We start from the raw sequence: 8,537 nt of genomic DNA on the forward strand, positions 1-8,537 counted from the left end.
CATCTCGAGGCCAGCGACAGGGTGCGCGTCGTCCTGCTGGCAGGCAGCGGCAAGACCTTCTGCGCCGGCGCCGACCTCGACTGGATGCGCCGCACCGCCGGCTACGGCCGGTCCGAAAACCTTGCCGACGCTCTGGGCCTGGCCGAGCTGATGAAGACCCTCGACCGCCTCGAGAAGCCGACCATCGCCCTGGTGCAGGGACCGGCTTACGGGGGGGGCGTCGGCCTCGTCGCCTGCTGCGACCTGGCGGTGGCCGCGCCGGCGGCCCGCTTCCGCTTCTCCGAGGTCCGCCTCGGCCTCGTGCCGGCGGTAATCTCTCCTTATGTGGTGACGGCCATCGGCGCCCGCGCGGCGCGGCGCTACTTTCTCACCGCCGAGGAGTTCGACGCCGCCGAGGCCCGCCGCCTGGGGCTGGTGCACGAGGTGGTGGAGGAGAACCGGCTGCACGAGCAGGCCCGCGCCTGGAGCGAACTGCTGCTGCAGAACGGCCCCCGGGCCATGGCCGCTGCCAAGGAACTGGTGCGGGCGGTGGCGCGCGGCCCCATCGACGCAGGGATGCTGGCCGTCACCGCCGAAAAGATCGCCGAACTGCGCGCCTCGGGCGAGGGACGCGAGGGGATGAGCGCCTTCCTGGAGAAGCGCCGCCCAGGCTGGGTCAAGAAGTGAAGGCGCAGGCATTGAAATTCCCCTCAATCCCCCTTTCCTAAAGGGGGGTTGGGGGGATTTGATCGAGGTTGTTCATATGTTCACCAAGCTCCTCATCGCCAACCGCGGCGAAATCGCCTGCCGCATCCTTCGCACCGCCCGCCGCCTCGGCGTGGCAAGCGTCGCCGTCTACTCCGACGCCGACCGCGACGCCCTGCACGTTGCCCTGGCCGACGAGGCGTACCGGCTCGGCCCGCCGCCGCCGGCGGAGAGCTACCTGAAGATCGACACCCTGGTCGAAATCGCCCGCAAAAGCGGCGCCGGCGCGGTCCATCCCGGCTACGGTTTTCTCGCCGAGAATGCCGCCTTCGCCGAGGCCTGTGAAGCGGCCGGCCTCGCCTTCGTCGGACCGCCGCCGGCGGCAATCCGTGCCATGGGTCTGAAGAGCGAGGCCCGCCGGCTCGTGGCCGAAGCCGGTGTCCCCCTCGTCCCCGGCTTCTTCGATCCCGACCAGAGCCCGCAGCGGCTGCATCAGGCGGCGGCCGAGCTCGGCTTTCCGGTGCTGATCAAGGCGAGCGCCGGCGGCGGCGGCAAGGGGATGCGGGTGGTGCACTCGGCGAAAGAGTTCGACCGCGCCCTGGAATCGTGCCGGCGGGAGGCGGCTACTGCCTTCGGCGACGACGCCGTGCTGGTCGAGAAGTTCCTCCCCGGTGTCCGCCACATCGAAGTCCAGATCTTCGCCGACCGGCACGGCAATGCCGTTCACCTCTTCGAGCGCGACTGTTCCCTGCAGCGCCGCTACCAGAAGATCATCGAGGAGTCGCCGGCGCCGGGGATCACCGCGGATTTGCGGCAGAAGCTGGGGGAGACGGCGCTGGCGGCGGCCCGGGCCGCCGGTTACCTCGGGGCCGGCACCGTCGAGTTCCTGCTGGCAGCGGACGGCGCCTTCTATTTCAACGAGATGAACACGCGGCTGCAGGTGGAGCACCCGGTGACCGAGCTGATCACCGGCATCGACTTGGTGGAGTGGCAGCTGCGGGTCGCGGCAGGCGAGCCGCTTCCCCTTCGGCAGGAGGAGATATCCCTCCACGGCCACGCCATCGAGGCCCGCCTCTGTGCCGAGGACCCGTCCCGCGATTTCCTCCCCGCCACCGGGAAACTGGAAGCCTTGCACTTTCCGGCCGAATCAGCCCATCTCCGCATCGACACGGGAGTGCGTCAGGGGGACCGGGTGGCGATCCATTACGACCCGCTCCTCGCCAAGCTGCTCGCCCTGGGCGATGATCGCGAGGAGGCCCGGCGGCGGCTCCAGCGGCTGCTGGGCGAAACCCTGGTCGCCGGGGTGACGACCAACCTCGATTTTCTCGCCGCCGTCCTCGCCCACCCGGGCTACGCGAAGGCCGAAATCGATACCGGCTTCATCGAGCGGCACCGCCCCGCCCTCTTCCCCGCCCCGGGACCGGCGCCGGCCGAAGCAAAGGTTCTGGCGGCCCTATTTCTGCTGCTGTGCCGGACTGTAACTGCAAAGGAGGCGGCCAGCGCTTCGGCCGACCCCTGGTCTCCCTGGCACCGCACCGACGGCTGGCGGCTCAACGGCGGAAGCTGCCGGCCATTCACCCTGCGCGATGGCGAGGAGGAGTTTACCGTCGTCCTGCGCCGACGGCAGGACGGTTGGCTGGCCGAGGTGGCGCACGACAGGCTGGCGGTGGAAGGAGCGCTGACAGAGTCGGGGGAAATGGCCGTCGAGATCGCCGGCCGCAGGGTCAGCGCCCGGGCAGCCGTGCAGGCGGCGGAGCTGACCCTGCTCTTCGAAGGCCGGCGCTACCGCTTCGGCCTCGGCGAACAGCGGGGTGAAGGGCACGGTGCGGAGAATGCCGGCGGACGGCTCACCGCGCCGATGCCGGGACGGGTGCTGGCCGTGCTGGTCGAGCCGGGCGCCCGGGTCCGGCGGGGGGAACCCTTGCTGGTCCTCGAAGCGATGAAGATGGAGCACACCATCGCCGCCCCCGCGGACGGCGTGGTGAAGGAGGTACATTTTCAGGCCGGCCAGCAGGTGGAAGAGGGGGCGCGGCTGATGTCCATGGAGAGCGCCGGGGAGAAGAGCGATGCGACTGCCGAAAAGGGTCAGACTGGTTGAGGTCGGGCCGCGCGACGGCCTGCAGAACGAGCCGGGAAGCGTGCCGGCGGAGGTCCGCATCGGACTGATCGAGCGGCTGGCCGACGCCGGCCTCACCGTCATCGAGGCCGGGTCCTTCGTCTCGCCGGCCAGGGTGCCGCAGATGGCGGCAACGGATCAAGTGCTGGCCGGGCTATCCCACCGCCCGGGCGTCCGCTACCCCGTCCTCGTTCCCAACCGGCAAGGGCTGGAGGCGGCACTGGCCGCCGGGGCGAAGGATATCGCCGTCTTTGCCGCCGCTTCGGATACGTTCTCCCGGCGCAACATCGGCTGCTCCATCGCCGAGAGCCTGGAGCACTACCGGGAGGTGTGCACCATCGCCCGCGAACGGGATATGCACATCCGCGGCTACGTCTCCTGCGCCCTCGGCTGTCCCTTCGAGGGAGAGGTCATGCCTTTCGCCGTGCGCGAGCTGGCCGCAGCCTTGCAAGCGATGGGGTGCGAAGAGATCTCCCTCGGCGACACCATCGGCGTCGGCACGCCGGGGAAGGCGCGCGCCCTGGTCGAGGCGGTCGGCGCGAAGGTGCCGGTGGAGAGTCTTGCCTGCCATTTCCACGACACCTATGGCCAAGCCCTGGCCAACACCCTGGCGGTGCTGGAACTCGGCGTCGCCATCTTCGACAGCTCGGTCGCCGGCCTCGGCGGCTGCCCCTTCGCGCCGGGTGCGGCCGGCAACGTCGCCAGCGAGGACCTGCTCTACATGCTCGACGGCCTCGGCATCGAGACCGGGGTCGATCTGGGGAAACTGGTTGAAGCCGGGCGCTTCATCTGCGACCACCTCGGCCGGCCCTCAGGGTCAAAGGTCGCCATCGCGGTAGCACATAAAACCTGAGCTTCAATTTTTTTACATCTCCGCTCTCTTCTTTTCATCCCGGGCGAAGCGCGACAGGATACGGCAGGCCTGCCATTCGGAGACGTCCCGCCAGTGACGGTAGGCGGCGGCGACGGCAAAGCTCCAGCCGCTGCGGATATTGGCGCAGCAGACCATCTCGACCTGGGGCGCCAGCCCCTGGACTGCCTCCAGGTGCCCGGTAGGGACGGCGACCACCAGGCGGGTCGCCCCGGCCTTGCGCAGCGCCTCCACCGCTACCCGCATGGTGAAGCCGGAGGCAAGCCCGTCGTCGACCAAAACGACCAGCCTTTCCGCCATGTCGGGGAGAGGCCGTGCCCCCCGCATCAGCTGCATCCGCCGCTGGACCTTTTCGAGGGCCTGGTCGATCCCCGCCCCAACCTGCTCATCGCTCAGGCCAAGACAGGCGAGCAGGCAATCGTTGAGACGCACGGTCCCGTCGAAAGCAACGGCGCCGTAGCCGGCCTCGGGATTCCAGGGGACGGTCACCTTGCTGACCACCGCCACGTCCAGACAGCAGCCAAGCTGCTGCGCCACCCGCGCCGCCACCGGCACGCCGCCGGCCGGGATACCGAGCACCAGCGGCTGCTCCGCCCGCCACGGCATGAGCAGCTCCGCCAGCCTCTCTCCGCCATCCCCCCGATCGCTGAAGACTGCCGTCCGCTCACGCATCTCCTCTATTTCCCGAATGTCGAACTCTCCCATGGTTGTCTCCCGGAGCTTGGCAGCACGCACAAGCAGCCACATTCCACCGTGGAAAATTGAATGAACGTTTATTTTGCAGGGACTTTTCTTAATCCTACCACTTTTGCTCATGATTCACATGAACCGCCCCTGCTCTTCTGCTAAGATATACCCATCGCCCCTGAAGTCCGCACCGACCAAGGAGAACGCAATGCGCACCTGCCTGATCCTGCTCGCCCACGGCAGCCCCGACCCCCGCTGGCGGGCGCCTTTCGAGAAGCTGGCCGCCACCCTCAAGGCCGAGTTCGGCGCCGACCGGGTCAAGCTCGCCTACCTGGAATACGCCGCCCCGTCCCTGGAGGACGTGGCCGGCGAGCTGGCCCGGGAAGGGGAAGGCCAATGCCGGCTGCGCATCCTGCCGCTGTTCATGTCCGGCGGCGGCCACGTCGACCGGGACATCCCCGGCCTGGTGGCGGCCCTCGGCTGGAAGTACCCGGAGATCGCGGCGGAGATCCTGCCGGCGGCCGGCGAGCATCCGAAGGTCCTTGCGGCGCTGCGGGAAATCGCCGGAGAGGCGCTGCGGCTGCCCAGAAACACGTAGGGGCGCAGCATGCTGCGCCCCTACACCAACCCAGTTCTTTCCCTTTTCCCCGCCTAGAACTCCTGCGGCATCGCCTTGACCTGCTTCGCCGTAAAGACCGGCCCGTCCTTGCAGACGTAGACATTGCCGACGTTGCACCGGCCGCACTTGCCGAGGCCGCACTTCATCCGGTTCTCCAGCGTGGTGTAGATGGCGTCGTCGCCGAAGCCGAGCTTCTCCAGCACCGGCAGGGTGAACTTGATCATCACCGGCGGGCCGCAGACCAGGGCGATGGTGTTCTCGGCCGCAGGAGCGGCCTGCTCCAGCACCATCGGCACGAAGCCGACCTGACCATCCCAGCTCGGGCCGTTGCCACCGGGATCGACGGTCTTGACCAGGCGCACGTCGCCGCGCTCCTCCCATTCCCTGAGCTCCCGCTTGTAGACCAGGTCGGCCTCGGTGCGGGCGCCATAGACGATGGTGATGTCGCCGAACTTCTCGCGCCAGTCGAGGCAGTTCCAGATCAGGGTGCGCAGCGGCGGCAGGGCGATGCCGCCGGCGACGAAGACCAGGTTCCTGCCGAAGAACTCCTCGATGGGAAAGGAGTTGCCGTAGGGGCCGCGCACCCCGACCGTGTCGCCGACCTCCAGCCGCCGCAGCGCCTCGGTGACCCTGCCGACGGCCCGGAAGCAGCACTCGATGTGCCCCTTGCGGGTCGGCGAGGAGGCGATGCAGAAGGTCGATTCGCCCGCGCCGAAGGCCGAGTATTCGGCGAACTGGCCGGCACGGAAGGCGAAGGAGTCGCGCACCGCTTCGTCCTCGAAGACCAGGCGGAAGGTGCGGATGTCGTGGGTCTCGTCGACGATGGCGTCGATGGTGGCGAGGTGGGGCTTGTAGATGTTCTTGTCAGGGATGCACATGGGAAAACCTTTGATTCATGGGACAAATGGGACTAATAGGACCGATGGGACAGGATGCCGTCCCATGCGTCCCATAGGTCCCATTGGTCCTATGGTTTGCTGTTGATCTCGTCGAGCACTGCCGCGATGTCGATCCCGACCGGGCAGGCGCGGATGCAGCGGCCGCAGCCGGTGCAGAGGGTCAGGCCGAACTTGTCGTCGTAGTACTTGAACTTGTGCATGATCCGGTTGCGGTAGCGCTGCGGCTGGACGTCGCGCGGGTTGTGGCCGGAAGCGTGGTTGGTGAACTTGCCGAAGCCGCAGGCGTCCCAGTGCTTGCGCCGCTCCCCTTTGGTCTCGCTCCCCTCGTCGCTGATGTCGAAGCAGTGGCAGGCCGGGCAGAGGAAGGCGCAGGCGCCGCAGCCGGCGCAGCGCTCGGCGATCGATCCCCAGAAGGGGTGTTCGAAGTTCGCGTCGAGCCAGGCCTTGATCCGTTTCAAGTCAAGGGGCGCTGCGGCCGGCTCGGCCGGAGGCAGCGCTTCGATCGACTCCGCTTCGGCGAAGAGGCCGGCGTGCGCCGTCAGCAGCGCTTCCCCCTTCTCCGTCACCACGGCGCAGGCGTAGCCGCCCCCGGCAAGCGGGGTGAGGAAGAGGTCGCTCCCCTGCGTCGCCGCCGGGGAGAGCCCGACGGCGGTGCAGAAGCAGGCGTCGTCGGCCGTGGTGCAGGCCAGGCCGATGATCACGGTCCGGCGCCGCCGCTCGAGGTAGAACTCGTCGTGGTAGTCCCAGGAGAAGACCGCGTCGAGGATTCCAGGCGCCGCCGCGTCGCAGGAACGGGCGGCGATAAGGACCGATTCCGGCAGCCGGGAGAGGTCGACATCGCGCACCGTCATCCTCCCCTCACGCTTCTCGTAGGAGAGGATGCTCTCGCAGACGGGGAAGAAGGTCTCCTTGGCGGAGCGCCGCGGCAGCTCGTCGAGGGACAGCTCTTCCCCCCGGCGCAGCGGCTCGTACAGGGTCACGGTCCCGGCCCGCTTCGGGCCGACCACCCGCTTGCCTTCCCTCAGCAGCGCATCGACCAGCAGATGCAGATTCTGTTCGGTAATCGTTTTCGGCATGTGTCATCCTGTAGGGGCGGACTGCGTCCGCCCAGGGCGCATGCAATGCGCCCCTACATGGTCACTTGATGAACGACTGGTCGTCGTCTTCCCTATACTCCGCCAGCGGCCCTTTCTCTTTCGGCTCCAGCCCCGCCTCATGCCCGTAGAGCGCCTTGAGCTCCTTTGCCATCTTGCGGTTGAGCAGGTTCAGCGGAATGTCCATCGGGCAGACCCGCTCGCACTCGGCGCAGCCGGCGCAGCGTCCGGCCAGGTGCATGGCGCGCACGATGTGCCAGGCCGTGTTGCCGGCCGGGCGCGGGGTGCTCTCCACCGCCTGCGGCCGGTTGCGGTCGCAAAGGCACTGCTCGCAGTAGCAGAAGGGGCAGACCTGACGGCAGGCGAGACAGCGGACGCAGCGCGAGAACTGCTCCTTCCAGAAGGCCCAGCGCTCGGCCGGGGTCATCGCCTCCAGCCGGGCCAGTTCGGCCGCCTCCAGCGGGTCGAGTCGCGGCAGCTCGGGAAGGGTCCCGGCCAGAAGGTCGACCCCCTCGGGGACATGGACGCTGCACTCGCGGCACTTGCGGGCGAGGGACGCGGAAGATAGCGGCGCGCGGCGGTCGGCGGCGGCGCCGTAGACCCCGGCACAGACGACGCCGATGACGACGATCTCCTCGCGTTTGAGCTGCGACTCGCCGATCAGCCCGGCCAGGGCCTTGAGGTCGCACCCCTTGGCGACGATGGCCAGCCGCCCTTTCTTGCGCACCTCTTTCTTCGCCTTGGTCAGAAAGAGGGTGAGGTTGTTGACGCAGGCGGGGGAGAAGACCAGCTGCTGCGCCGCCTCGGCGTCGGTGACGACCGCCGGCATGGCGGTTCCCGCCCGGCGGCCGGGGACATAGCCGATCACCGCCGCTACGCTCCCTTCGCTCAGCAGCCGGGCCGCCTCGGCGCGGATGGTCGCCGTCGCCGCTTCGTAGACGGCGGGGGCGATGAGGACGGATTGTTCGATGCTGGATGCGGTGTTGGTCATGGAATGATGCCTTTTTGTAGGGGCGGACTGCGTCCGCCCAGGGCGCATGCAATGCGCCCCTACGGTATTGCCTCGTACGCTTCCTGCAAATCCGCCGCCGCGAGCGCCCCGGACCAGCACTCCTCCTGCTCCAGTTCCTTGAACTCGCGCATCGGCCCCAGCTGCCGCACCCGTTCGGTCAGGTCAGTCACCACCTCGACCCATTTGCCCCCTTCGGCGGCGGAGACCCAGGAGAACTGCAGCCGCTGCAGGTCGACGCCGACGAAGTCGAGCAGGCCCCGAAAGGCTGCAAAGCGGCGCCGGGCGTGGAAATTGCCCGCCATGTAGTGGCAGTCGCCCGGATGGCAGCCGGAGACCAGCACCCCGTCGGCCCCCTTCTGGAAGGCGCGCAGGATGAAGACCGGGTCGATGCGGCCGGTGCAGGGGAACTTCACAACCCGCACGTTGGCCGGGTACTGCATCCGGCTGGTCCCCGCCAGGTCGGCCCCGGCGTAGGTGCACCAGGTGCAGACGAAGGCGATGATCTTGGGCTCGAAGTCGTGGTTCACTTTTTCGGCATGCATGATAATCCTCTTG

At 68.3% G+C, this 8,537-nt stretch carries 9 protein-coding genes; 4 read left to right on the forward strand and 5 right to left on the reverse strand.

The features are described from left to right. From VD811_02060 to VD811_02070, 3 genes are all read left to right on the forward strand, one after another. Positions 1-666 (forward strand): enoyl-CoA hydratase-related protein (locus tag VD811_02060; protein ID HXV19757.1); only part of this gene is annotated, 666 nt, incomplete at its 5' end. A gap of 76 nt (positions 667-742) precedes the next feature. Next, positions 743-2,782, forward strand: coding sequence for a biotin carboxylase N-terminal domain-containing protein (locus VD811_02065; GenBank protein ID HXV19758.1), 2,040 nt, complete (start codon positions 743-745; stop codon positions 2,780-2,782). Beyond that, entirely contained in the window at positions 2,751-3,653 is a 903-nt protein-coding gene (locus VD811_02070; protein ID HXV19759.1) for a hydroxymethylglutaryl-CoA lyase, read from the forward strand. Before VD811_02065 ends, VD811_02070 begins: the two co-directional genes overlap by 32 nt. 12 nt (positions 3,654-3,665) lie before the next feature. Here the strand turns inward: VD811_02070 and VD811_02075 are convergent, their stop codons facing one another. Beyond that, positions 3,666-4,376, reverse strand: coding sequence for a phosphoribosyltransferase family protein (locus tag VD811_02075; protein ID HXV19760.1), 711 nt, complete (start codon positions 4,374-4,376; stop codon positions 3,666-3,668). Between the two features lie 190 nt (positions 4,377-4,566). Here VD811_02075 and VD811_02080 point away from each other — a divergent pair, with 190 nt between their 5' ends. Then, positions 4,567-4,956: a CbiX/SirB N-terminal domain-containing protein gene (locus tag VD811_02080; protein ID HXV19761.1), complete on the forward strand. Its 390-nt coding sequence runs from the start codon at positions 4,567-4,569 to the stop codon at positions 4,954-4,956. A gap of 53 nt (positions 4,957-5,009) precedes the next feature. Here the strand turns inward: VD811_02080 and VD811_02085 are convergent, their stop codons facing one another. The 4 genes from VD811_02085 to VD811_02100 form a co-directional block, all read right to left on the reverse strand. Beyond that, positions 5,010-5,855, reverse strand: coding sequence for an FAD/NAD(P)-binding protein (locus tag VD811_02085; protein HXV19762.1), 846 nt, complete (start codon positions 5,853-5,855; stop codon positions 5,010-5,012). 89 nt (positions 5,856-5,944) lie between these two features. Continuing rightward, positions 5,945-6,952: a 4Fe-4S dicluster domain-containing protein gene (locus VD811_02090; protein HXV19763.1), complete on the reverse strand. Its 1,008-nt coding sequence runs from the start codon at positions 6,950-6,952 to the stop codon at positions 5,945-5,947. 61 nt (positions 6,953-7,013) lie between these two features. Beyond that, positions 7,014-7,961: a hypothetical protein gene (locus tag VD811_02095; GenBank protein HXV19764.1), complete on the reverse strand. Its 948-nt coding sequence runs from the start codon at positions 7,959-7,961 to the stop codon at positions 7,014-7,016. A 59-nt stretch (positions 7,962-8,020) separates the two neighbouring features. Beyond that, positions 8,021-8,524 (reverse strand): hydrogenase iron-sulfur subunit, encoded by a 504-nt coding sequence (locus VD811_02100; protein HXV19765.1) that lies wholly within the window; start codon positions 8,522-8,524, stop codon positions 8,021-8,023. Between the last annotated feature and the right edge of the window lie 13 nt (positions 8,525-8,537).

This window comes from Desulfuromonadales bacterium (assembly GCA_035620395.1).
GTDB lineage: Bacteria > Desulfobacterota > Desulfuromonadia > Desulfuromonadales > DASPGW01 > DASPGW01.

Bases quoted from the DNA above. Each gene is read 5' to 3' on its own strand.
- VD811_02100 (HXV19765.1), bottom strand. From the start codon at position 8,524: ATGCATGCCGAAAAAGTGAACCACGACTTCGAGCCCAAGATCATCGCC.
- VD811_02065 (HXV19758.1), top strand. From the start codon at position 743: ATGTTCACCAAGCTCCTCATCGCCAACCGCGGCGAAATCGCCTGCCGC.
- VD811_02095 (HXV19764.1), bottom strand. From the start codon at position 7,961: ATGACCAACACCGCATCCAGCATCGAACAATCCGTCCTCATCGCCCCC.
- VD811_02090 (HXV19763.1), bottom strand. From the start codon at position 6,952: ATGCCGAAAACGATTACCGAACAGAATCTGCATCTGCTGGTCGATGCG.
- VD811_02070 (HXV19759.1), top strand. From the start codon at position 2,751: ATGCGACTGCCGAAAAGGGTCAGACTGGTTGAGGTCGGGCCGCGCGAC.
- VD811_02080 (HXV19761.1), top strand. From the start codon at position 4,567: ATGCGCACCTGCCTGATCCTGCTCGCCCACGGCAGCCCCGACCCCCGC.
- VD811_02075 (HXV19760.1), bottom strand. From the start codon at position 4,376: ATGGGAGAGTTCGACATTCGGGAAATAGAGGAGATGCGTGAGCGGACG.
- VD811_02085 (HXV19762.1), bottom strand. From the start codon at position 5,855: ATGTGCATCCCTGACAAGAACATCTACAAGCCCCACCTCGCCACCATC.